The organism is Streptomyces sp. NPDC053542 (genome assembly GCF_044544685.1).
Classification (GTDB): domain Bacteria; phylum Actinomycetota; class Actinomycetes; order Streptomycetales; family Streptomycetaceae; genus Streptomyces.
In genome coordinates this window covers 178,493-199,217 of the sequence record NZ_JBITXL010000010.1, presented here as the reverse complement: position 1 = coordinate 199,217, position 20,725 = coordinate 178,493, and the positions used below count along the sequence as shown (strand labels likewise).

The following is a 20,725-nucleotide window of genomic DNA, read 5'->3' as shown; positions in this document are numbered from 1 at the left end:
CGGTTGAGCCGGGATGGGGCGTGTGGGGCGTGGGTTGAGGGGGCGAGGCCGGGGCAGCGGCCATGCTCCAGGGCGACCTGGCGGTGGCCACAGCGGTGGCCACGGGCGGGTCGGCATCGGCTGAGAGTTATCCACAGGAGGGAACCTCCGGAAAACGCCCAACTCACTTTCCCACTACCGTCGGTGACATGCACGGAGGATTGCCGTTCATCGGCATCAGCACCATCGTCTACGGCGCGATCGGCCTCATCGCCCTCGCCGCCGCCGGATTCCGCAAACTCGGGGGAGTAGGACATGTACAGCGTCACAGCCATCGTCCCAGCTCATAACGAAGAAGCCGGTCTGCCCGCGACCCTCGCGGCGCTGCGGAGCCAGACCGTCCCGCCCGACCGCGTCATCGTCATCGACGACGCCTCGACGGACCGCACGGCGGACGTCGCCACCTCACACGACGTAACCGTCCTGCGCCCGCCCCGCCAACTCGGCAGCAAGGCCAGGGCCCAGAACTACGCACTGCCGCACTGCGATACGGACCTGATCCTCGCGGTCGACGCCGACACCGTCCTCGCGCCGGACTACATCGAGCGCGTCCTCCCGGCCTTCGCCGACCCCACGGTCGCCGTGGCCGCGGGCAACGTCCAGACCCGGCACACCCGCACTCTCTGGGAGCGCGGCCGCTCCACGGAATACCTCTTCGGCTTCCACTTCCACCGACCGATCCAGGCCCTCGCCGACAGCCCCATGGTCTGTTCCGGGTGCTGCTCGGTCTTCCGCCGCGCCGACCTGATGGCCTTCGGCGGCTTTCCCGAACGCACCATCGTCGAGGACATGGACTTCACCTGGTCCCAGCAGATCCAGGGCAGACGGGCGCGCTACGTCCCCGACGCCATGGCCTGGGCCGCCGATCCGGAGACCCTCACTTACCTCCGAAAACAGGTCTGGCGCTGGATGGCCGGCTTCTGTCAGAACGTCCGCCTCCACCTCGGCACCCTCATCACCCGTAAGCCCCTGCTCGCCGTCTGGGTGCTGCTCGCCCTCCTGGAGATCCTCACCGCTCCACTGTGGTGGGCCACGCCCTTCGTGGCGGCCGCGACGACCGACCAATCGCTGGGTACGTCCCTCGCCTGGTGGGCCGGCGCCGAACTCCTCCTGACCACCCCACCCTTGCTCTACGCCGCCCGCAGACGCCGCCTCCGCCTCGCCACCGTCCTCATCAACCTCCCCTGCGTCTACGCCACCAAGATCGTCAATCTCCTCTACGCCTGGAAGGCCCTCTTCGTAGAACTGCTCCTGGTCCCCCTCGGCTGCTCGACGGGCCTCACCATCTACGAAAAGGGCCGCGCCGACACCCCACCCGCACCCCGCCCGCCAACTCCCGTACTGCTAGGGAAAGGCGTGGTGGTGTCCTCGGGGCTCGGCGGATAACTCAGCTGACCGTCGTGCCCAGGGCCGCCCCTGCCACCGCCCCGGCGTGTCGTGGCCGGCTCGGACTGCGAGCACGCACGCGGCAGCCGCCCCGCCATCTCGGCGGTGGAGCTGGATCCGGTCGAGAGTGTCGGTGCCCTGCTGGACACACTCCAGGCTCTTGTCGCCGGTGCGGAAGCCCGGTCGCCACGGCTGACCAGGGCCCGTCTCCGGCCGAGGGCGTCGACGCGGCGGTAGCGGGACGGCGCGGATCCGTTGTGCCGGCCACGCCCTACTGGCGGCTTCGGAACGGCGGGCCCGCCGTGGCGAATTGACTGCCGTCGAGTCCTGTCGTGTTTTGCCTCCTACTGCGCGGGCTCGATGTTCTGGTTGGTGTGGAAGAGGTTGTGCGGGTCGTAGGTGCGTTTTATCGCGGCGAGGCGGTCGTAGTGGTCGCGGTAGGTGGCCTTCACCCGGTCCTGGTGCTCGCCCGCGCCGAGGAAGTTCACGTACGCGGCGCCCATGGAGTGCGGATGCAGCGCTTCCCAGAAGTCGACGGTCCACCGCTTTACGGCCTCGGCGTTGGCCGGGTCGGGGTCGACGCCGGCGATGATGCCGGACCACACGGCATCGCGGTAACCCCACGCCGTGTCCTCGTGGTTCACGCGGTGCGCGGCGGCGTCGACCGGATAGAGGTGGAAGGTCGACAGAGCGGTGGGGATGGCCTCCGCGTACTTGGCGTGGACATCGATGGAGTCGTCCGTGATCCGGTCGAACAGATCGCCGCGCCAGTACCAGTGCAGCCCCTTCGGGATCAGCTCGTCGAACATGGTCTGGAGCGCGGGATAAGGCATCGGCGTGGTGAAGTGGAAGGCCGGCGGGGCGGGTTCCTGTACCGGCGCGAACGTCTCTTCCAGCCGGCCCAGGTCCCCCGTCCAGCACCACACCACGCCGCACATCTTGTGCCCGTGGATCTCTTCGGGGAACGGCGCCCCGGGCGGCACGACGAGCTCGGCGAAGAAGCCGTTCAGGTCCTCGCTCGCCTTCGGAAGGAACTCGCGGTACCACTGCAGTACGTCGCGGATGCGGTCGAGCGTCCATAGAGTGATCGCGACGCCCACGGTGTGTACCGGGTGCAGCCGGAAGGTGAAGGACGTGGCGACGCCGAAGTTCCCGCCGCCACCGCGCAGTGCCCAGAACAGGTCAGGGTGATCCTTCTCGTTCGCGGTGACGAAACTGCCGTCGGCGAGTACGACGTCTGCGGACAGTAGATTGTCTACCGTCAGGCCGCATTTGCGGGTGAGGTGGCCGTGTCCGCCGCCGAGGGTGAGGCCCCCGACGCCCGTCGTCGACATGATGCCGGCGGGGGTGGCGAGGCCGAAGCCGTGCGTGGCATGGTCGAGGTCGCCGAGTTGCGTACCGCCGCCGACCTGGGCGGTCTTCGCGACGGGATCGACCCGCACCCAGCGCATCGGTGACAGGTCGATGGTGACGCCGTCGTCCACCAGGGACAGTCCGGCGCCGCTGTGCCCGCCGCCCCGGACCGCGAGTTCGAGATCGTGGTCGCGGATGAAGTCGACAGCATCCATGACGTCAGCGGCGTCCCTGCAGCTCACGAGGGCGGCCGGGCGCCGGTCGATCATTGCGTTGTAGATCTTGCGGGACTCGTCGTACTCCGAGTCCTGTGGAGCGATGACCGGGCCGCGCAGTGCGGTCCGCATCCCTTCCAGAGTGGTGCCATCCATGACGCTCTCCTTGCAGCGCCGGGCGGTATGGTCCGCGATCCGCCGGTATACGGTCCGCAGTCCACCGGGATACGGTCCGCAATCCGCCGGGGCTTCCCCTGTTGGGGACGCCGGTGGCGGATGCGCGAGTCGTCCCCCGGCGCCGTCAGCGGCCGGAAGCACACATAAGACACCACAGGGCTTACACGAACAGCGTCCCCCCAGGTGAGGAGAGGCGCAAACGCCACCGGAGACCGCAATTACCACCGGGGACGTGTTCGCCAATTACCACCGCGGACGTGCTCGCCGAATACCACCGGCGACGAGCTCGCCTCCGCTGTACGTGACCGGTCCGGACGCGCACCATGGAGCCATGGACGGCCGCGCCGGTGATCTCAGTGGCGAGCTCAGCGCGCCGGGGCGCGTGGCAGCCCCCGCGGAGGGCATCAGCCTGGAGGAACTCGCACTCGCGGCCCGCAATCACGGGCTGCCGCTGGAGGCCCTGCGCTACGACCTCACCCCGCCCGGACTGCACTACGTACTGGTGCACTACGACATCCCCGCGACCGATGCCCGCACGTGGGAGCTGACCGTACGCGGCCGAGTGCGTACCCCGCTGACCCTGGACATGGCCGCCCTGCGGTCCTTCCCGGCCGTCACCCAACGGGTGACCATGGAATGCGCGGGCAACGGCCGGGCCCGGCTCACGCCACGGCCCGTGAGCCAGCCCTGGCTGGTCGAGGCGGTCGGCACCGCCGAGTGGACCGGGGTACCGCTGCGCACGCTGCTCGACAGGGCGGGCGTGCGGCCGGACGCGGTCGAGGCCGTCTTCACCGGTACCGATCACGGTGTCGAGCGCGGCGTGGAGCAGGACTACCAGCGGAGCCTGCCACTGGCCGATGCGACCGGCACCGATCCGGAGGTGCTGGTGGCGTACGAGATGAACGGCGCGCCGCTGCCGCCGCAGCACGGCTGTCCGCTGCGGCTGGTGGTGCCCGGCTGGTATGGCATGGCGCACGTGAAGTGGCTGCGGAAGATCACCCTCGTCGACAGCCCGTTCACCGGATTCCAGCAGGAGGCGGCCTACCGCTACCGGCAGGCGGCCGAGGAACCCGGTGAGCCGGTCACCCGCATCGCCCCGCGGGCCCTGATGATCCCGCCCGGCTTTCCGGACTTCATGTCGCGCGCCCGTGTCGTACGTCCCGGCTCCGTGAGCCTGGAGGGCCGGGCCTGGTCCGGCCGCGCCCCGGTCACCAAGGTCGAGGTGAGCACCGACGACGGGCACTCCTGGCACGCCGCCGCCCTCGCGCCGCCGGACGGGCACCACTGGGCCTGGCGGTACTGGCAGGCGCCGTGGACGGCCGAGCCCGGCCGTCACGTACTCAGCGTCCGCGCCACCGATGCTTCGGGACGCACCCAGCCCGTCACCCAGCCCTGGAACCGCGGCGGCTTCGGCAACAATCTCGTTCAGCGGGTTTCGGTGTGGTGCCTGGAGAACGGCCCCAGGGGTGACCGCGGCTGAGTCTCCCCTGAACTCAAGTGAGTTGTGCCGGGACGAGTCGGTAGCCGGAGGCGTCGGGGCGTATCAGGCCGGCGGTGGGCGGGGGGAAGTGGCTGCCGAGGACGAGGGTGTCGCTGCCGGCGAGGGAGGCGAGCAGGTCGCGACGGGTGGCCGTGGCGCGGACCGGGTCGATGTCGACGCAGCTGTTCAGGTCGGGGCGGCTGAGCTGGACTGGATGATGTATGCAGTCGCCGGTGATCAGGGCCGACTGTCCCGCGTCGGTCAGCCGGACGGCGACCTGGCCGGGGGTGTGCCCGGGAGTGGGTACGAGGGTCACGCCGGGGGCGATCTCCGCACCCGTGGCGGGGACGTCGACGGGGTCGAGCAGGCCGTGCTCCCGCACCGGGTGGACGGAGTCGCGGAACATCTGCTGCCGCGGGGCGTCCAGTTCGGCGGCTGACCAGTACGCCCACTCGTCGCGCGCCACCAAATAGCGCGCACGCGGGAAGGTGGGGACCCACGCGCCGTCGCGGTAACGGGTGTTCCAGCCGACGTGGTCGGTGTGCAGATGGGTGAGGACGACCAGGTCGATGGACTCGGGCGGGAAGCCCGCCTGTTCGAGCCGGTCCAAATAGTCCGTACGGAGGTGGTTCCACGCGGGGTTGGCGCGGTCCTTGCCGTTGCCGATGCCGGTGTCGACGAGGATGCGCCGGCCGCCCGCGCGCACGGCGAAGGAGTGGCTGGCGAGGCGCAGGCCGTGGTCGGGGCGCGCGAAGTCCGGGCGCAGCCAGGGAGCCGCGGCGACCACGTCCGGGGTGGCGCCGGGGAGCAGCCAGGGGCCGGTCTCCGGCGGCAGTTCGGTTTCGTCGATGCGGTGGACGGTGATGTCGCCGATGGTCCAGGCCGGGGGATCGGTGGAGGTAGGCATGGGGTGGTTCCTTGAGGGTGAGAGCGAGGGGCCAGCGGATGGGTCGGGAACTTAAGGCTCAGATGTTGCGTTTAACGGTAGGACAGTGAGACGCTTAAAGCAAATGTTTTGCGTTAGTGGGGATGGCGGCCTACCGTCGTACTCATGACCACTCACGAAAGACGCGGATCAGCGATGCCCCTGACTCACGTTCCTGCCCTTCCTGCCCTTCCCGGCCATACTCCGCAGAGCGCCGCGGTGGCGGCCGAGCGCGCCGGGGTTCCGCTGCGCGACGACCGGCATCCGGTCGTGGCCGCGACCGCCGACCACATCCTGAGCGTGGTCAGCCGCCTCCGGGAGCTCGACCTGGCGGACGTCCCGCCTGCCAACTCCTACCGCGTCGGCGAGTGGTGACGGCCATGCAGCCCTACGAGCTTTCCCTCGCCGAGGCGGCCGACGCGATCGGCGCTGGGCACCTGTCCCCGGTGGAGCTGACCGAATCCGTCCTGGCGCGCATCGAGGCGACCGAGCCGCTCGTGAACGCCTACGCGGCCGTCACGGCGGACTCGGCGCGCGAGCAGGCCGCCGCCGCGGAGCGGGAGATAACCGCCGGGCGGCGCCGCGGTCCCCTGCACGGCATTCCCATGGCGCTCAAGGACCTCATCGACACCGAGGGCGTGGTGACCGCGTCCGGTTCGGCCGTCCGCGCCGGGCGGATACCGGACCGGGACGCGACCGTCGCCGCGCGGCTGAAGGCGGCGGGTGCGGTGCTGCTGGGCAAGGCGCACACGCACGAGTTCGCCTACGGGCTGACGACGCCTCAGACGCGCAACCCGTGGGCGCCGGACCGGGTGCCGGGAGGTTCCAGCGGCGGATCGGCGGCCGCGGTGGCGGCGGGGTCGGCGACGTTCGCGCTGGGGACGGACACGGGCGGCTCGATACGGGTGCCCGCCGCGCTGACCGGAGCGGTCGGTCTCAAACCGACGTACGGACTGGTGCCGCGGGAAGGGGTGGCGGCGCTGTCCTGGTCACTGGACCACGTCGGCCCCATCACGCGTACGGTGCGGGACGCCGGGTTGGTGCTGGAGGCCATTGCCGAGCGCGGCGCGGACAGCGCCGGGTCCGGGTCCGAGTACGGAGACGGAGACCGGGCGGCGCGAGGCGGTGGGCTGGACGGAGTCCGGGTGGGGGTTCCCTCCGAGTACTTCTTCGACCGTGTCGACCCGCAGGTGGAGGCCGCCGTGCGGACCGCCCTGGACCGTATGGCCGACCTCGGGGCGCGTCTGGTGGACGTGCGGATCCCGTTGCACCGCTACGTCCAGGCGGTCCAGTGGGGGCTGATGGTGCCCGAGGCGACCGCGTACCACGCCGCGCAGCTGGGTCACGCGCCCGAGCTGTACGGGGACGACGTACGGGTGTTGCTGGAGGCGGGCGCGCTGCTGCCCGCGGTCGACCACATACGTGCCCAGCGGGCCCGCACGTTGATGCGGCGGGAGTGGGGAGAGGTGCTGGAGCAGGTGGACCTGATCGCGGCGCCGACCGTACCGGCGACCGCGGCCCGGGCCGGGCAGGAGGCATTCGGCTGGCCGGACGGGACGGCGGAGGCGGTGGCCGACGCGTACGTAAGGCTCTGCGCGCCCGCGAACATCACCGGGCTGCCCGCGCTGTCGCTGCCGGTGGGGCTCGACCTCCAGGGACTGCCGATCGGTATGCAGCTGATCGGGCGGCCGTACGGCGAGGCCGCGCTGCTCGGTGCGGCGGGTGCCTACGAGCAGGAGTACGGGTCCGCGCCGCGGGCGGTGGTGGACGCCCCGCTTGTAGCAAAGAAGTAGCGTTAACCTAGGGGAATGGGAGCAAAGCCGAGGAGCCGCCCGGGCGGGCGGAGCGCACGCGTGCAGGAGTCGGTGCACCGGGCCGTGCGCGAGCTGGAGGCCGAGGTGGGGCGCGCGGCGCTGACGGTGCCGCAGATCGCGGCGCGTGCCGAGGTCACGCCCTCGACGATCTACCGGCGCTGGGGTGATCTGCAGGAGCTGCTGTCCGACGTGGCGGTGGAGCGGCTGCGCCCGGAGGGGCCGCCCGCCGACCGCGGCAGCCTGGCCACCGACCTGGAGACCTGGGCGGCGGAGTGGCTGGAGGAGATGTCCTCGGCGGCCGGCCGCGCCTACATCCAGGACGCGCTCGCCGGTGACCGGGAGGGCGGCAACGCGGGGCAGTGCTCGGCATACGCCGTCGAGCAGGTCGCCGTGCTCCTCGACCGTGCCGCCGAGCGGGGCGAGCCGGCGCCCGACGTGGACACGGTCCTCGACCATCTGGTGGCGCCGATGATGTACCGCATCCTCTTCCGCCCCGGGCTGCTGGACGCCGAGTACGCCCGAGGACTCGCCCGTACCGTCCTCACTCGCTTCCCGGCGGTGGAAGCGGGCTGATGCCGAGGAAGTGACCGGCCTGGGGCGGGACGGCCACCCGGATCACGGCAGCAAGCGCTGTTCCTTGGCTACCGCCACCGCGCCGGCTCGGGTATCGACGCCGAGTTTGCCGTAGATCCGGCCCAGGTGGGTTTTCACCGTGGCCTCGCTGATGAACAGGGCTTTGGCGATATCGCGGTTGCCCAGGCCCTGGGCGAGCTGGGCGAGGATGTCGCGTTCGCGGTCGGTGAGACTGGGGCGGGGCTTGCGCATGTTGGCCATGACGCGGCTGGCCACCGGGGGCGAGAGCGTCGTACGGCCCTGGGCCGCGGCGTGGATCGCGGCGAAGAGTTCCTCGGGGCGTTCGGCCTTCAGGAGATAGCCGGTGGCGCCCGCCTCGATGGCGCGGGTGATGTCCGCGTCCGTGTCGTACGTGGTCAGGACCAGTACATGGGGGGCTCGGTCCGTGGCGGTGAGGCGGCGGGTGGCTTCCACGCCGTCGATGCCGGCGCCGAGCTGGAGGTCCATGAGGACGACGTCGGGGTGGAGTTTCGCGGCGAGGGCGAGGACCTTCTCGCCGGTGCCCGCCTCCCCGACGACCTCGATGTCCGGGGCACTGTCCAGCAGGGCCAGGAGTCCGGCCCGTACGACCACGTGGTCGTCGCAGAGCAGGATCCGTACGGGCGGCCGCTGCGGGCTCGCGGACACGGCCGGGGTGGTGGGGTCCGGGGGAGTGGTCACTGTGGCTGCTCCAGGGGAAGCGAGGGCCGCTCCAGAGGGATCGCGGCAGTCAGTACGGCACCTTCGCCGGGGGCCGACTCAATGGTGAGCGTGCCGCCGAGCTGGCGGACCCGGGCGCGGATCGCCGGGATGCCGTGGCCGCGTACTCCGGTGGGCGCGTCGGGGAGCGTCACCGGGTCGAAGCCGCGGCCGTCGTCGGCGACGTCCAGGACGACCTGGTCGTCGAGGGTGGTGAGGGTGAGCGCCGCGGTGGTCGCACCGGCGTGTTCCCGCACGTTGGCCAGGGCGCCCTGCGCGATACGGAGCAGCGCCGACTGCACCAGGTCGGGCAGCGGGGTGCCGGCGGGGTCGTCGATGTGGACGCGGACCGAGAGGCGCTCGTCGCCCTCGCGGGCCGCGAGGGCGCGCAGCGCTTCGGGGAGGCCGCCTTCGGCGAGGTCGGCGGGGGCCAGGTCGTGGACGAAGCGGCGGGCTTCGGTGAGGTTGTGCTCGGCGATCGACGCGGCCGTACGGACGTGGCCGCGGGCCTTGGCCGGGTCGGCGTCCCAGGTGCGTTCGGCGGCCTGGAGCAGCATCCGCTGGCTGGACAGGCCCTGGGCGAGGGAGTCGTGGATCTCCATGGACAGGCGCTGGCGTTCGGCGAGGGTGCCTTCGCGGCGCTCGGTGGCGGCCAGCTCGCGGCGGGTGCGAACCAGGTCGTCGATCAGTGCCCGCTGCCGGGCCGCCTGCCGCTGCATGTACATGAAGATCGCGGTGGCGAAGGTGGCGACGGCGGCCGGGCCGATCACCAGGTCCAGGTCGAAGCGGCGGGCCAGGGTGAGCTGTGCGCCGATCACGAAGACGGTGAGGACGGCGACCAGGGCATACGCGGCCAGCGGCGGCAGGGTGCGCAGCGCCGCGTAGAACAGGGGGACCGCGACCCAGGCGAAGCTCGGCGCGAGGACCACCAGTACCGCCCACACCAGGACGACCGCCCCCAGCCACACCAGGCGGCGGGCCGGCGGCCAGGGAACCCGGGCGCCGGGCGGCAGTTGGGGTATGGCCGGGGCGGCCCGGCCGGGCCCGGTCACGTACAGCCCCGCGACGTACAGCACGGCCAGTACCACCGCCAGCGCGATCACCCAGGGCGCGTGCGCCTCGCCGCCGTGCCGCTGGACGAACCGTGCCATGGACGAGCCGAGCAGCAGGAAGAAGGTCACGTGCATGACGGTCGCCAGCCGGCGGGCGTCCGCATCGCCGTCGCGCGGCTGAGGCTGCGGCCCTGGTCGTGGCCATGACCGCGGTTGCGGTGGGGATTGCGGCAGCGGTCGAGGCTGCCCGCTTGCGTGCACTGTGTACCGTCCTTCCGGCCGTCCCGCGCCCGTGTCCGCACCCTCTGAACTGGGCAAACACTTCCATTGTTCCCCGTCTGTGCTGGGGCGGGGTCATCCGATCGGTTGACCCCGTTGTCCACCGACCCGCGCGCCGGATGCAGCCGGTACGCCGAGGAGGCGCAGGGGGCCGCGGGCCCAGGATGGATCTCAGAGCCGGACGGCACGCACGCCGTACGAAAACGGCACGCACGCCGTGTGAACCGGCCCCGAGAATCCGCGAATCCCTGGAGTTGGCACCCATGAAGCACGTCAAGAAGGTCTCGAAGCGCGCCCGCGTCATCAGCGGCGGTGCCCTCGCCGCCACCATCGCCCTCGGCGGCGTCGGTGCCTGGTCGGCGAGCGCGTCCTCCGCGGCCCCGGCCGCCCCGGCGGCCGTCAAGGCCGACGCGCAGAGCGGCAACCTCATGCAGTCCACCCACCTGACCGTCGCGGCCGCCACCGACGCCGCCGAGGCCGTCCTCGACGCCGCGAAGAAGGAGAACCAGCGCGTCTCCGTCGCCGTCGTGGACCGCAACGGCAACACCATCGTCGAGCTGCGCGGCGACGGCGCCGGGCCGCAGTCCTACGAGTCGGCCGTGAAGAAGGCGTACACCGCCGTCTCCTGGAACGCCCCGACCTCCGAGCTGGTCCAGCGGCTGGAGAAGGCCCCGACGCTGAAGGACATCCCCGGCACGCTGTTCCTCGCCGGTGGCGCCCCGGTCAGCGCCAAGGGCGCGCCCATCGCCGGTATCGGTGTCGCCGGTGCCCCGTCCGGTGACCTGGACGAGAAGTTCGCCCGGGCCGGCGTCGCCGAGCTCGCGAAGCCCGGCCAGTAACCATCGACATGTCGACGGCACCGCGCGTTCGTGCAGCGCTGCGGGCGGGGATCGGCATCGCGGTGCGTACGAAGATGGCGACGATCACGTCTGTGCTGGGTGCACGCGTCTGTACACCCCTCTGCGCCCGCCTTTTCCGGAACTCGAGGAGCACCCCCATGAACGCGCTCGACCGCGCCCTGCTGGAAGCCGCGACGAACGGTGCCGTCGACGCTGTGCGCGCCGCCCTCAAGGGGGGCGCCGCGGTGGACGCCCGCGACGAGCACCGGCGTACCCCCTTGCTGCTGGCCGCGCTCGGCGACCATGTGGCCGCCGCGGAAGCGCTGGTCGCCGCCGGTGCCGACCCCAACGCGCAGGACGACCGCCGCGACAGCCCCTGGCTGGTCACCGGCGTCACCGGCAGCGTCGCCATGATGCGTGCGCTGCTTCCGGCGGGGCCCGACCTGAAGGTGACGAACCGATTCGGCGGTATCTCGCTCATCCCGGCGAGCGAGCGCGGTCACGTGGACTACGTCCGGGCCGTGCTCCGCGAGACCGACATCGACGTGGACCACGTGAACCAGCTCGGCTGGACCGCCCTGCTGGAGGCCGTCATCCTCGGCGACGGCGGCCGCGCCCACCAGGAGATCGTCGACCTGCTGATCACCGCCGGGGCCACCCCGGGGCTGCCGGACGGCGACGGTGTCACCGCACTCGAACACGCCGAGCGGCGCGGTTTCACGGAGATCGCCGGGCTGCTGAGGGCTGTGCGGGGAGGCGCGCGATGAAGCGTGCGGGGAGGTTGGCGGTGAGGCGTGCGATGGGGTGTGCGGGAAGGCGTGCGGGGAGGCGGAACGGGCCGGGCGCGCTCGGAGCGCCCCTCGCGATGGGGCTCGGGCTCGTCACGTCTCTGGCGCTCGTCGCCGGGTGTGCTCCTCAAGGGGGCGACGGGCGCCACAACTCCCAGCCCCCACAGAGGAGTTCAGCATCACCCGAGGGGCCCAAGGCGAAGAAGGCCCCCGCGCCCGCCGGTCGTACCCCTGCCGGCACGCTCCTCGTCACCGACTTCGGTGCCGATACGGTCACGTTCATCGACCCCGACCGCGGCGCGTTCGACTCCGTGCGGGTCGGCACCGCCCCGTACGGGCTCGTCGTCGGTGATGACGGCCGGGCCTGGGTCGCCACAGCGGAGGGCGTCGCCGTCGTTGACACTGCCAAGCGCGAGCGGATCGCGCGCATACCGTATGAGACCGACGGTCTCGGGGAGACCGTAGACGGTATAGGGGATACGGCATCCGGCGAGTACCGCGGCGGCGGCATGGGGATCGCTCTCGCCCCCGACGGCCGGCATGTGTACGTCGGCGTCAACCGGCCCGGGGGCAACGGCACCCTCGAAGCCGTCGACACCCGCACCCTGAAGGTCACGGGCGTCGCGGACGTGGGCCGCCGGCCGTTCGACGTGGACGTCTCGCGTGACGGGCGCGCGGTGTACGTAACGGACCATGACTCCTTCGACGTGACCGTCGTCGCGGCTGGCTCCCTCCGGACCCGGCGCATCGAGGTCGCCCCGTACGGCACCGAAGGCGGCCTCGGCTCCTGGCTCAAGCCGCACTACGCCGCCGTACGCCCGTCGGACGGAAAGCTGCTGCTGCCGTTCGAGGGGGAGCGGTTGGTGGTCGTCGACCCGAAGACGGGCCGGTCCCGCATCGAGAAGATGACGGCCAACACCCATCAGCACGGCGCCACGATGACCGCCGACGGCACGCTGCTCGTCGTCGGCACGGGCCCGATCGACCCGGCACAGGACGAGGGCCCTTCGCTGACCGTGCGCGACCCGAAGGGCCGGGAGAAGGTGATCCCGCTGGACGGCCCCCACGAGAACGTCGCCGTATCCCGCGATCTGCATACTGCCGACGGCACTACCGCTGACGGTCATACTGTCGACCGCCGTCCTGTCGACGGCCATGCTGCCGACCGCCATACCGCAGACACCCGTACCGCAGACACCCGTACCGCAGACACCCGTACCGCAGATACCCATACCGCATACGTCACGGGCGGCTTCACGCGCGACGGTTACTGGAACGGCATCACGGTCGTGGACCTGGACTCGGGCAAGACCCGGCGCCTCGCGGCGGGGGAGCGGCCACTGGGTATCGCGGTCCTGTGACCGGCCGACCCCCGCGCGGCCGGCCTCAGTGCAGCGGGCCTCCGCGCAGCCGGCCTCCGAGTGGCTACGCCAGTATCGGGGCCGTGCGGGAGACGATGAGCGGGACACCCGTATGCCACATGTGGCATGCCGCATGTGGCACGTCGCACGTGGCATGTCGTATGTCGTACGCGGGATACCCGTAACTCGTATGTCGTTGTCCGCCGGCCCCCAGCAGGAAGAGCGCGCAGATGACCGGCACCGAGGCCGAGCCCCAACCGCAGCCCCAGTCCCGCCCTCAGTCGCAGCAGGAGGCGGTCCGTCCGCGCCGCTGGCGGGCCTGGCTGCTCGAAGGGCTGAGCGAGCAGACCGCACGCCACCCGGGCCCCCACGGCACCCCGCCCGCCGAGCACAAGGGCCACCGGTGGTGGCGGGTGATGTGTCTGACCGGCGTGGACTACTTCTCCACCCTCGGCTACCAGCCCGGCATCGCCGCGCTGGCGGCCGGGCTGCTCTCCCCGCTGGCGACCCTGGTCCTGATCGCGCTCACGTTGCTCGGAGCGCTCCCGGTGTACCGCCGGGTCGCCAAGGAGAGCCCGCACGGCGAGGGTTCGATCGCGATGCTGGAGCGGCTGCTGCCCTGGTGGGCGGGGAAGCTGTTCGTCCTGGTGCTGCTGGGCTTCGCGGCCACCGACTTCATGATCACGATCACGCTGTCCGCGGCGGACGCGTCCGCGCACGTCGTGGAGAACCCGTTCACCCCGCACTGGCTGGACGGCGAAAACGTATGGATCACCCTCGTTCTGATCGCCGCGCTGGCCGCGGTCTTCCTCAAGGGCTTCCGCGAGGCGATCGGCGTCGCCGTCGTCCTGGTCGGCTGTTACCTCACCCTCAACCTCGTCGTCATCCTCGCCTCCGCCTGGCAGATCCTCAGCCATCCCGCCCACATCGGCGACTGGACGGACGCGCTGGCCGCCGGCCATTCCTCACCGCTCGCCATGATCGGCGTGGCGCTGCTGGTCTTCCCCAAGCTGGCGCTGGGCATGTCCGGGTTCGAGACCGGCGTCGCCGTGATGCCACAGGTCCGCGGCGATGCCACCGACACGTACGAGAAGCCCGCCGGCCGCATCCGGGACACCCGGAAGCTGCTCACCACGGCCGCGCTGATCATGAGCTGCCTGCTGCTGCTCTCCAGCCTGGCGACGACCATTCTCATCCCGCAGAAGGAGTTCGAGAGCGGCGGTTCGGCCAACGGACGCGCGCTCGCATACCTCGCCCATGAGCACCTGGGGGAGGCGTTCGGCACGGTGTACGACGTCTCGACCATCGCCATCCTCTGGTTCGCCGGCGCCTCCGCGCTGGCCGGGCTGCTCAACCTCGTACCGCGTTACCTGCCCCGGTACGGCATGGCCCCGGAGTGGACGCGTGCGGTGCGCCCGCTGGTGCTGGTCTTCCTGACGATCGCGGTCTTCATCACCGTGTGGTTCAACGCCAGCGTGGACGACCAGAGCGGCGCGTACGCCACCGGCGTGCTGGTACTGATGCTCTCGGCGTCCTTCGCCTCCACCGTCGCCGCCCGGCACACCGGTCACCGTTTCGCGATGTACGGCTTCGCGACGATCACAGCGGTCATGGCGTACACGCTGGTCACCAATGTCGTCGAGCGTCCCGACGGCATCAAGATCGCGTCGCTCTTCATCCTCGGCATCCTGCTGACCTCCTTCGCCTCCCGCGTCCACCGCGCCTTCGAACTGCGCGCCGTGGACGTCACCTTCGACGAGGTCGCCGCCCGGCTGATCGACGAGGCCGCCGGCGCGGGCCCGCTTCGCGTGATCGCCAACGATCCGGACGAACACAGCGCGGCGGAGTACCGCGCCAAGGAGTACAGGCAGCGCGAGGAGACGCACATCCCCGATGGCCGGCCCGTCCTCTTCCTGGAGGTCTTCGTCCAGGACTCCTCCGACTTCACCGCCGATCTGGCCGTGCATGGAGTCGAGGAACACGGCGTACAGAAGCTGCGGGTGGCGGGCCCCGTGGTGCCCAACACCATCGCCGCCGTACTGATGGAGCTGCGCGACCGTACCGGCCGGATCCCGCATGCCTACTTCACCTGGACCGAGGGCCACCCGGTCAGCCACCTGCTGCGCTTCCTGGTCTTCGGCGAGGGCGAGACCGCGCCGGTCACCCGCGAGGTCCTGCGCCGCGCGGAACCCGACCCGGAACGCCGGCCGCGCGTGCATGTCGGCTGACGGGCGGAGCGGGAGAGGCACAGGTCATGCGCCCACCTTCCCTCCCCGAGAAGGTCGACGTGGTGGTCAGTACCACGGTGACCGGCCTCGCCGTTCCTTCTCTGGAGGCGCGGCTCGTGCGGCGGCTCGGGCTGCGCGCGGACGTCGAACGGGTCCCGCTGTTCGGTGACGGGGCCGCTGCGGTGGTGGCCGCGGGAGCGCAACGGGCTGCGAACCCGGCGGGCCCCCAGCTCGTGGCGACCCGCAGTCGGTTGCACCGGATCCCGGCGCAGTCCCTCTACGTGGCCACCGCCACCTGACGCCCGACGGCCCTTCTCCGGCGGTTGGTCACTGGGGTGGTTGGTCACTGGGGCGGTTGGTCACTGCGATGGCTGGTCACCGGGGTGGTTGGTCACTGCGCACGGTAGAGCGAGGTGAGCAGTTCGACCACCGCCGGGGTGGCGGGGTGCGGATCGTCGCGCCACCAGGCGAGGCGCACGGCGATCGGCTCGGCGTCGCGCACCGGCCGGTAGACGACGCCGGGACGGGGGTACTGGTGGGCGGTGGACTCCGCCGTCATGCCCACGCAGCGGCCGGTGGAGATCGCGGTGAGCCAGTCGTCGACATCGTGCGTGTCTTCTGTAGACAGTCGGCTGTCTGGTGGCCACAGCTCCGTCGTCGTGGTGCCGGTCCGCCGGTCGAGGAGGAGCGTGCGCTGCCCTATGTCGGCGAGCCGGACCGACCGGCGCCTGGCCATGGCGTCGTCGGCGGCCATGGCGCACAGCCGCCGTTCGAGGCCGACGATGACGGAGTCGAATCGCCGGTCGTCCAGCGGCCTGCGGACCACGGCGAGTTCGCAGGCGCCTTCCGCCAGCCCGGCCGTGGCGGAGTTGACGCGGATGAGCTGCAGTTCGGTCTCGGGGCGCGTCTCCTCCCAACGCCGCTGAAAGGCCAGCGTGTGGCGGCCCAGCGCCGACCAGGCGTAACCGATCCGCAGGTGGGTGTGGCCCGAGGTGGCCTCCCGGACCAGCGCGTCCACCTCGGCGAGCACCCGCCGCGCGTGGGCGACGACGCGCAGCCCCGTCGCCGTGGGCGTCACCTCGCGCGAGGTACGCCGCAGCAGCCGCACCCCCAATCCGCGCTCCAGCGAGGCGAGCGTGCGGGACACGGCCGCCTGGGAGACGCCGAGCGCGATGGCGGCGTCGGTGAAACTGCCTTCGTCGACGATCGCGACGAGGCAGCGCAGCTGCCGCAGTTCCGTGCTGGCTGCCTTGACCGACCTGCCCGACCTGTCCGACCTGTCCGGCGCATCCATACGTCCAGCGTATAGATAAAACCGCTCATGCATTATGCGGAAGCGGCGGCCACCCGCACGATCGGCACATGCACGCAGCCTCCGATACGTCCGCAGCCTCCCTTACGTCCCTCGACTCTGCTGCCCGTACTGCCTCTACTGCCTCCACTGGCTCCTCCGACTCCGCTCCGGGCTCCGGCGGCGGGCGCCTGGCCGGGGTGGTCACGATGGCCGCCAGCGGCCTGTCCAACCAGGTCGGGGCGGCGATCGGTTCGCTCGCCTTCCCCGTGCTGGGCCCGGTCGGCGTCGTCGCGGTACGCCAGTACGTCGCCGCGCTCGTCCTGCTGGCCGTCGGCCGCCCCCGGCTGCGCGCCTTCACCTGGCGGCAGTGGTGGCCGGTCCTGCTGCTGGCGGTGGTGTTCGGGACGATGAACCTGTCCCTGTACAGCGCCATCGACCGCATCGGCCTCGGGCTGGCCGTGACCTTGGAGTTCCTCGGGCCGGTGACCATCGCCCTCGCCGCCTCACGGCGCCGCGTCGACGCGTGCTGCGCGCTGGTCGCCGTGGCGGGAGTCGTCGTCCTGATGCGCCCGCGCCCGTCCGCCGACTATCTCGGGATGGGCCTCGGACTGCTGGCCGCCGCCTGCTGGGCGTCGTACATCCTGCTCAACCGTACGGTCGGCCGCCGCATCCCCGGTGCGCAGGGATCGGCGGCCGCCGCCGGACTCTCCGCCCTGATGTTCCTGCCGGTCGGCATCGTCATCGCCGTACGGCAGCCGCCGACAACAGGCGCGGTGGTCTACGCCGTTGTCGCCGGCGTCCTCTCCTCAGCCGTGCCGTACCTCGCGGACCTCCTCACCCTCCGCCGCGTTCCGGCCCAGCTCTTCGGCCTGTTCATGAGCGTCAATCCCGTACTGGCCGCCGTGGTCGGCCTGCTGCTCCTCGACCAGCACCTGGGCTGGACGGAGGGAGCCGGCATCGGAGCCATCGTCGCCGCCAACGCGTGCGCCATCCTCAAGCGGAACGGACGCCGCGCGGGGCGCGCCGGGGAGGACGCCCTCCCATGAGACGGGGTCGGGAAGCCGGACGGCCATGACGACGGGTACGACGAATACCGCGAGCAGTACATGGAATACGGTCGGCAGTCCACTCGTATCCGCGAGCCATCCGAAGGCGGGGGAGCAGAGGCCGCCCGCCGCCATCGCCAGCCCCAGGGTCAGCCCGCTGGCCGTGCCGGGGCGGTGGGGCAGGTAGTCCTGGGCGAGCGTGACGTGCGCGGCGAACGGCAGGAACATCGCCATGCCGAACACCGCGGTACTCAGCACCAGTACGGGGTACGACGGGGCCCAGGCGATGCCCGCGAGGGCGGGGAGCGCCACGAGGTAGCCGGCCCGCAGCGCGGACTTGCGGCCGTACCGATCGCCCACCCAGCCGCCCAGCAGGGTGCCGACCGCACCGGCCGCGGTGTACGTGGTGAGCACGGCGGCACCTGCCGCCGCTGACCGGTCCAGGTCCTGCTGGGCGTGCAGCGACACCATTGACGTGACCGTGACGTAGGGGATCGACCAGCCGACGATGACGGCCACCAGACGGGCGAAGGACCGCCAGTCGTCCGTCGACCGCGGACTGCCCGCTGTCGACCGTGAACTGTCCGCCGTCGACAGTGCACCGTCGGCCCGCCGCGCACCGGCCGCCCCCGGCCCGTCCGTTGCGCCACCCGGCGGGGCTGCCGCGGCGTGCCCCCGCAACCGTCCCCGCCACCGTATCCGCGGCCCCTTGAGCGCCCACAGTACGGCCATGACCAGGGCCGGGACCGCCAGTAAGAAGCTCCCGGAGAAGCCCGCGGCGCCGATGACGAGGGTGACCAGCGCCGGAGCGAGGGCGCCGCCGATCGTCCCGCCGACCGAGAAGACGCTCATGGCCCGCTGCGACGATCCGCCGGCGGCGCGGGCCTGACTGGTCGCGGGCGGGTGGTAGGCCGCGATGCCGATCCCGGCCAGTGCCACGCACAACCAGGTGAGCGGATAGCTCCCGGAGAGCCCCGCCGCGACAACGCCCAGCGCCGCCGTGCAGAACCCGGCCGGCACCAGCCACGGCCGTGGCCTGCGGTCGGCGAGCACGCCGAACAGCGGCTGGAACAGGCTGGAGATGCCACTCGCCGCGAACGCCAGGCCGGAGACCGCGGCATAGCTGTAATGCCGCTGCGACATCAGGAAGGGCAGCATCGCGGGGATCGCGCCCTGATAGAGGTCGTTGACCAGGTGCGTACCGGCCAGAAAGCCGAGCTGTCCCTTCTTCATCGGGCAGCCCCGCCCTCGGCGCGGTTGACGGCGGCCATGACGGCCTGCACCGAGGCGGTCAGCAGGGAGGTGTCCCAGCCGGCACCCCAGCAGGTGACGCCGTTCACGCGGCACTCGGCGTAGGCGATGGCGTGGCTGCCCGGGCCCGTCGTGGTGGCGTGTTCGGTGTACTGGATGATGTCGACCGTCAACCCGGCCGCGCGGAGGGCGTCGGTGAACGCCGACAGCGGCCCGTTTCCGGTGCCCTGACAGTGCCGCTCCTGCCCTTCCTCGTCGATGCGGAGCACGCACGAGAAGTGGTGCTCGCCCGAGCCGCCCTCAGCTGTACTCCAGGAGACCAGCTCAACTGGCCCACCCTGACCACCCTGACCACCGTGACCGGCCCGACCACCCCGACCGCCCAGCCCCGGCGCGATATAGGTCGCCCGGAAGAGATCCCACAGATCCTTGTGCGACAGCTCCCGGCCGTCCGCGTCGGTGACCCGCTGCACCGTGCGCGAGAAGTCCGGGCGCATCGTCGCGGGCAGGTCCAGCCCGTGGTGGGTGTGCAGCAGGTGGGCCACACCGCCCTTGCCGGACTGCGAGTTGATGCGGATGACCTCCTCGTACGTACGGCCGATGTCTCCCGGGTCGATGGGCAGATACGGCACCGCCCACGCGGCCTTTTCGGCGGGCACGCCCAACTCGGCGGCCTGCTTGGCATGGTGGGCAAGGCCCTTGGCGATGGCGTCCTGATGCGTACCGGAGAAGGCGGTGTGCGCCAGTTCGCCGCCGTAGGGGTGGCGCGGGTGGACCGGCAGCCGGGTGCAGTGCTCCACCGTCTCGCGTACGGCGTCGATGTCGGAGAAGTCGACCATCGGATTCACGCCCTGCGCATACAGGTTCAGGGCCAGGGTGACGAGGTCGACGTTGCCGGTCCGCTCGCCGTTGCCGAACAGACAGCCCTCCACCCGCTGCGCCCCGGCCAGGACGGCGAGCTCCGCGCAGGCCACGCCGGTGCCGCGGTCGTTGTGCGGATGAACGGACAGGATCACCGAATGACGGTGCGTCAGGTGCCGGTCAAGGTACTCGATCTGGTCCGCGTACACGTTGGGGGTCGCCACCTCCACCGTCGCCGGCAGATTGTGGATCACCGGCCGGTCCGGGCACGCGTCCCACAGCTCGGTCAGGCCGTTGCAGACCTCCAGGACGAAGTCGGGCTCCGTGAGGTTGAAGACCTCGGGGGAGAACTCGAACCGGACGTCGGCACCCGGCCGTTCCTCCGCGCGCCGCATCAGATGGGTCGCGGCGTCCCGGATCAGCGCGTGCACCTCGGCGCGGGAACGTCCCAGTACGACGTCGCGCCAGGTGGGCGCGGTGGCCGTGTAGAGGTGCACGACGGTGCGCGGGAGACCTTCGATCGAGGCGATGGTCCGGTCGATGAGGTCGTGCCGGGCCGCGGTGAAGACGGAGACGGTCACGTCCTCGGGCACGGCACCACTGGTGGCCAGGTGGCGTACGAAGTCAAAGTCGGTCTGGCTCGCGGAGGGGTAGCCGACCTCGATCTCCTTGAAGCCCATGGCGACCAGCAGGTCGAACATCCGGCGCTTGCGCGCGGTGTCCATCGGCTCGGCGAGCGCCTGGTTGCCGTCGCGCAGGTCGACCGGTACCCACAGCGGAGCCCGCTCGATGCGGCGGGACGGCCAGGTGCGGTCCCTCAGGGGCAGCGCTACCCGGTCGTGCACGGGCTGATAGCGGTAGTGCGGCATGGCGCTCGGCCGCTGGGGGTTCCACGCGGGCGCGTCGAGCGGAACAGCGCCGGACGGGGTCCGCAGCGTGGGGAACTCCGTGTTTTCGCAAGTCTCGTTGATTTCGCAGGTCTCGTTGGTTTCGCGGATCTCGCTGGTCTCGCGCGTTTCACAGATT

Annotated in this window: 17 protein-coding genes and 1 pseudogene; 11 read left to right on the top strand and 7 right to left on the bottom strand. The window is 71.4% G+C overall.

Features of this window, described 5'->3' with window-relative positions; translation table 11 throughout:
* Positions 1 to 294 precede the first annotated feature (294 nt).
* A complete protein-coding gene (locus ACIGXO_RS27025; RefSeq protein WP_399791891.1) occupies positions 295 to 1,425 on the top strand; it encodes a glycosyltransferase family 2 protein in 1,131 nt (376 codons plus the stop codon).
* Between the two features lie 344 nt (positions 1,426 to 1,769).
* Here the strand turns inward: ACIGXO_RS27025 and ACIGXO_RS27020 are convergent, their stop codons facing one another.
* Positions 1,770 to 3,149, bottom strand: coding sequence for an FAD-binding oxidoreductase (locus ACIGXO_RS27020; protein ID WP_399791889.1), 1,380 nt, complete (start codon positions 3,147 to 3,149; stop codon positions 1,770 to 1,772).
* A gap of 352 nt (positions 3,150 to 3,501) precedes the next feature.
* Here ACIGXO_RS27020 and ACIGXO_RS27015 point away from each other — a divergent pair, with 352 nt between their 5' ends.
* Positions 3,502 to 4,650 (top strand): sulfite oxidase, encoded by a 1,149-nt coding sequence (locus ACIGXO_RS27015; RefSeq protein ID WP_399791887.1) that lies wholly within the window; start codon positions 3,502 to 3,504, stop codon positions 4,648 to 4,650.
* Positions 4,651 to 4,663: 13 nt separating this feature from the next.
* Here the strand turns inward: ACIGXO_RS27015 and ACIGXO_RS27010 are convergent, their stop codons facing one another.
* Positions 4,664 to 5,557, bottom strand: a complete 894-nt coding sequence (locus ACIGXO_RS27010) for an MBL fold metallo-hydrolase (protein ID WP_399791885.1) — start codon at positions 5,555 to 5,557, stop codon at positions 4,664 to 4,666.
* A gap of 174 nt (positions 5,558 to 5,731) precedes the next feature.
* Here ACIGXO_RS27010 and ACIGXO_RS27005 point away from each other — a divergent pair, with 174 nt between their 5' ends.
* The 3 genes from ACIGXO_RS27005 to ACIGXO_RS26995 are packed head-to-tail and all read left to right on the top strand — an operon-like array spanning position 5,732 to position 7,962.
* Positions 5,732 to 5,950: a hypothetical protein gene (locus ACIGXO_RS27005; protein ID WP_399791883.1), complete on the top strand. Its 219-nt coding sequence runs from the start codon at positions 5,732 to 5,734 to the stop codon at positions 5,948 to 5,950.
* Positions 5,951 to 5,955: 5 nt separating this feature from the next.
* A complete protein-coding gene (locus ACIGXO_RS27000) occupies positions 5,956 to 7,368 on the top strand; it encodes an amidase (RefSeq protein WP_399791881.1) in 1,413 nt (470 codons plus the stop codon).
* 15 nt (positions 7,369 to 7,383) lie between these two features.
* Positions 7,384 to 7,962 carry a TetR/AcrR family transcriptional regulator gene (locus ACIGXO_RS26995; RefSeq protein ID WP_399791879.1) on the top strand — a complete coding sequence of 193 codons (579 nt, stop codon included), beginning with the start codon at positions 7,384 to 7,386 and terminating at the stop codon, positions 7,960 to 7,962.
* A 42-nt stretch (positions 7,963 to 8,004) separates the two neighbouring features.
* Here ACIGXO_RS26995 and ACIGXO_RS26990 read toward each other — a convergent pair whose 3' ends face one another.
* Both ACIGXO_RS26990 and ACIGXO_RS26985 read right to left on the bottom strand, forming a co-directional pair.
* Positions 8,005 to 8,682: a response regulator gene (locus ACIGXO_RS26990; RefSeq protein WP_399791877.1), complete on the bottom strand. Its 678-nt coding sequence runs from the start codon at positions 8,680 to 8,682 to the stop codon at positions 8,005 to 8,007.
* Positions 8,679 to 9,887 carry a sensor histidine kinase gene (locus ACIGXO_RS26985; protein WP_399791875.1) on the bottom strand — a complete coding sequence of 403 codons (1,209 nt, stop codon included), beginning with the start codon at positions 9,885 to 9,887 and terminating at the stop codon, positions 8,679 to 8,681. Before ACIGXO_RS26985 ends, ACIGXO_RS26990 begins: the two co-directional genes overlap by 4 nt.
* Before the next feature lie 407 nt (positions 9,888 to 10,294).
* Here ACIGXO_RS26985 and ACIGXO_RS26980 point away from each other — a divergent pair, with 407 nt between their 5' ends.
* The 5 genes from ACIGXO_RS26980 to ACIGXO_RS26960 all read left to right on the top strand — a co-directional run bounded on the left by ACIGXO_RS26980 (position 10,295) and on the right by ACIGXO_RS26960 (position 15,546).
* Positions 10,295 to 10,870, top strand: coding sequence for a heme-binding protein (locus tag ACIGXO_RS26980; protein ID WP_399791873.1), 576 nt, complete (start codon positions 10,295 to 10,297; stop codon positions 10,868 to 10,870).
* Positions 10,871 to 11,028: 158 nt separating this feature from the next.
* Positions 11,029 to 11,637 carry an ankyrin repeat domain-containing protein gene (locus tag ACIGXO_RS26975; RefSeq protein ID WP_399791871.1) on the top strand — a complete coding sequence of 203 codons (609 nt, stop codon included), beginning with the start codon at positions 11,029 to 11,031 and terminating at the stop codon, positions 11,635 to 11,637.
* A gap of 98 nt (positions 11,638 to 11,735) precedes the next feature.
* Positions 11,736 to 13,019: a hypothetical protein gene (locus tag ACIGXO_RS26970; protein ID WP_399791869.1), complete on the top strand. Its 1,284-nt coding sequence runs from the start codon at positions 11,736 to 11,738 to the stop codon at positions 13,017 to 13,019.
* Between the two features lie 230 nt (positions 13,020 to 13,249).
* Complete coding sequence (locus ACIGXO_RS26965; protein WP_399791867.1) at positions 13,250 to 15,247, top strand: amino acid transporter; 1,998 nt, start codon at positions 13,250 to 13,252, stop codon at positions 15,245 to 15,247.
* 26 nt (positions 15,248 to 15,273) lie between these two features.
* Positions 15,274 to 15,546: a hypothetical protein gene (locus tag ACIGXO_RS26960; RefSeq protein WP_399791865.1), complete on the top strand. Its 273-nt coding sequence runs from the start codon at positions 15,274 to 15,276 to the stop codon at positions 15,544 to 15,546.
* Between the two features lie 92 nt (positions 15,547 to 15,638).
* On the opposite strand, the gene ACIGXO_RS26955 is transcribed toward ACIGXO_RS26960, so the two are convergent.
* The gene (locus ACIGXO_RS26955) at positions 15,639 to 16,541 is read right to left on the bottom strand and encodes a LysR family transcriptional regulator (protein WP_399791863.1); all 903 of its coding nucleotides are present in this window, start codon (positions 16,539 to 16,541) and stop codon (positions 15,639 to 15,641) included.
* 206 nt (positions 16,542 to 16,747) lie between these two features.
* On the opposite strand from ACIGXO_RS26955, the gene ACIGXO_RS26950 reads away from it, so the two are divergent.
* Positions 16,748 to 17,587 carry an EamA family transporter gene (locus tag ACIGXO_RS26950; protein ID WP_399791861.1) on the top strand — a complete coding sequence of 280 codons (840 nt, stop codon included), beginning with the start codon at positions 16,748 to 16,750 and terminating at the stop codon, positions 17,585 to 17,587.
* A 39-nt stretch (positions 17,588 to 17,626) separates the two neighbouring features.
* Here the strand turns inward: ACIGXO_RS26950 and ACIGXO_RS26945 are convergent.
* Together ACIGXO_RS26945 and leuA are read right to left on the bottom strand one after the other, a co-directional pair.
* Positions 17,627 to 18,820: pseudogene (locus tag ACIGXO_RS26945) on the bottom strand (MFS transporter); the annotation flags it as partial.
* Positions 18,817 to 20,568, bottom strand: a complete 1,752-nt coding sequence (gene leuA / locus ACIGXO_RS26940; protein WP_399792167.1) for a 2-isopropylmalate synthase — start codon at positions 20,566 to 20,568, stop codon at positions 18,817 to 18,819. The pseudogene ACIGXO_RS26945 and the gene leuA, both read right to left, overlap by 4 nt.
* Positions 20,569 to 20,725: the final 157 nt, after the last annotated feature.

Coding starts and splice junctions, on each gene's coding strand:
- ACIGXO_RS26970 (WP_399791869.1), top strand. CDS start 11,736: ATGGGGCTCGGGCTCGTCACGTCTCTGGCGCTCGTCGCCGGGTGTGCT.
- ACIGXO_RS27020 (WP_399791889.1), bottom strand. CDS start 3,149: ATGGATGGCACCACTCTGGAAGGGATGCGGACCGCACTGCGCGGCCCG.
- ACIGXO_RS27015 (WP_399791887.1), top strand. CDS start 3,502: ATGGACGGCCGCGCCGGTGATCTCAGTGGCGAGCTCAGCGCGCCGGGG.
- ACIGXO_RS27005 (WP_399791883.1), top strand. CDS start 5,732: ATGCCCCTGACTCACGTTCCTGCCCTTCCTGCCCTTCCCGGCCATACT.
- ACIGXO_RS26975 (WP_399791871.1), top strand. CDS start 11,029: ATGAACGCGCTCGACCGCGCCCTGCTGGAAGCCGCGACGAACGGTGCC.
- ACIGXO_RS27000 (WP_399791881.1), top strand. CDS start 5,956: ATGCAGCCCTACGAGCTTTCCCTCGCCGAGGCGGCCGACGCGATCGGC.
- ACIGXO_RS26995 (WP_399791879.1), top strand. CDS start 7,384: ATGGGAGCAAAGCCGAGGAGCCGCCCGGGCGGGCGGAGCGCACGCGTG.
- ACIGXO_RS26950 (WP_399791861.1), top strand. CDS start 16,748: ATGGCCGCCAGCGGCCTGTCCAACCAGGTCGGGGCGGCGATCGGTTCG.
- ACIGXO_RS26980 (WP_399791873.1), top strand. CDS start 10,295: ATGAAGCACGTCAAGAAGGTCTCGAAGCGCGCCCGCGTCATCAGCGGC.
- ACIGXO_RS27010 (WP_399791885.1), bottom strand. CDS start 5,557: ATGCCTACCTCCACCGATCCCCCGGCCTGGACCATCGGCGACATCACC.
- ACIGXO_RS26960 (WP_399791865.1), top strand. CDS start 15,274: ATGCGCCCACCTTCCCTCCCCGAGAAGGTCGACGTGGTGGTCAGTACC.
- ACIGXO_RS26955 (WP_399791863.1), bottom strand. CDS start 16,541: ATGGATGCGCCGGACAGGTCGGACAGGTCGGGCAGGTCGGTCAAGGCA.
- leuA (WP_399792167.1), bottom strand. CDS start 20,568: ATGCCGCACTACCGCTATCAGCCCGTGCACGACCGGGTAGCGCTGCCC.
- ACIGXO_RS26965 (WP_399791867.1), top strand. CDS start 13,250: ATGACCGGCACCGAGGCCGAGCCCCAACCGCAGCCCCAGTCCCGCCCT.
- ACIGXO_RS26985 (WP_399791875.1), bottom strand. CDS start 9,887: ATGCACGTGACCTTCTTCCTGCTGCTCGGCTCGTCCATGGCACGGTTC.
- ACIGXO_RS27025 (WP_399791891.1), top strand. CDS start 295: ATGTACAGCGTCACAGCCATCGTCCCAGCTCATAACGAAGAAGCCGGT.